The 1,224-nt window shown below is 38.7% G+C and carries 1 protein-coding gene; it reads right to left on the bottom strand.

Annotated features, from left to right (window positions below; translation table 11 throughout):
• Positions 1-193: 193 nt before the first annotated feature.
• The coding region (locus BACCELL_RS25480) for a glycoside hydrolase family 88 protein (protein ID WP_007215071.1) at positions 194-1,224 on the bottom strand (1,031 nt) is incomplete at its 5' end.

The raw sequence follows: 1,224 nt of genomic DNA, 5'->3' as shown, positions 1-1,224 counted from the left end.
CGGTATGGAAATGAATCAAATGCTGAGCAATACTATCTCAATTTATATTGGAATACTCATTTAGTCCAAAACCGAAAAGAAACGTGCATATCTGATGAAATATATTAGGAAAAGAACAGAAGTTAAATACGTTTTTCTCTCGAAAAGTTAGCCTTAAACAAGCCAACTCTTCGAGAGAAAAAACTATGCAAGCCTATCCCATAGCCTTTTTATAACGTAACAATGCTTCTAAGAAATAATAATCGGCATAAGAAAGTGGTACATCTACTTCGCTCTTTTCTGGAAGATTACCGACACTATGCTTTAGAATAAAATTACAGTTAGTTCCCGGTTCAGCAAGATAATGAGATGAAGCAAGAGTTCGAAGTTGTTTTTCAGCTATTGATAGATAATTTTGTCTTGCTTTCTCATCCGTAGCAAAACCACTCAGTTCCACAAAAGCAGAGGCCATTATTGCACCGGCTGAAGCATCGCGATATTCATTACCGTTAGGAGCATCAAAGTCCCAATAAGGAATACCATCAACCGGAAGACGTGAAAGAAGCATATCGGCAATATTTTCTGCGTGCTCCAAATACTTTTCATCTCTGGTCATACGAAACATCATTGTATAGCCATAAAGCGCCCAGGCTTGCCCTCTCCCCCATGATGATTCATTGGAATAACCCTGTACTGTTTGCCGGCTACGCACATGTCCATCTTCAGGGTCATAATCTACTAGATGATAAGAAGAATAATCTTTACGGAAATGATTTTTAAGGGTAGTATTTGCATGCGTACGAGCTACATATTCCAAAGTATCATTATCAAAGGCTTTCGATGCAAACATCAATAATTCCAGATTCATCATATTATCAATGATAACAGGGTATTTCCAACCACGACGCAAAAAATCCCAGCTCCGGATTACTCCAGTTACGGAACTAAAGCGGGTCGCCAATGATTGTGCCCCTTGATAAAGAACTTTCTTATAATCTTCATTTCCTGTAAGACGAAAACCATTACCATAACTACAATTTAACTGGAAACCGACATCATGATCATTGGTCACGTATTGAATGGGATCCAGCTTCAACGTATTCTTTTCGGCCAATGTCTTCACGGCTTCATTTTGAGTATACTCATAAATATACCAGAGTGAACCGGGATAAAACCCGCTACACCACCAATAAATTGTCGAAGATTTAAATGTGCTGTCCGAAGCTATGGACTGCGGTAAAGTAG

This window comes from Bacteroides cellulosilyticus DSM 14838 (assembly GCF_000158035.1).
Classification (GTDB): domain Bacteria; phylum Bacteroidota; class Bacteroidia; order Bacteroidales; family Bacteroidaceae; genus Bacteroides; species Bacteroides cellulosilyticus.
Note: the sequence above shows the minus strand (reverse complement) of the source record. Positions and strands in the feature narration are given on the sequence as shown.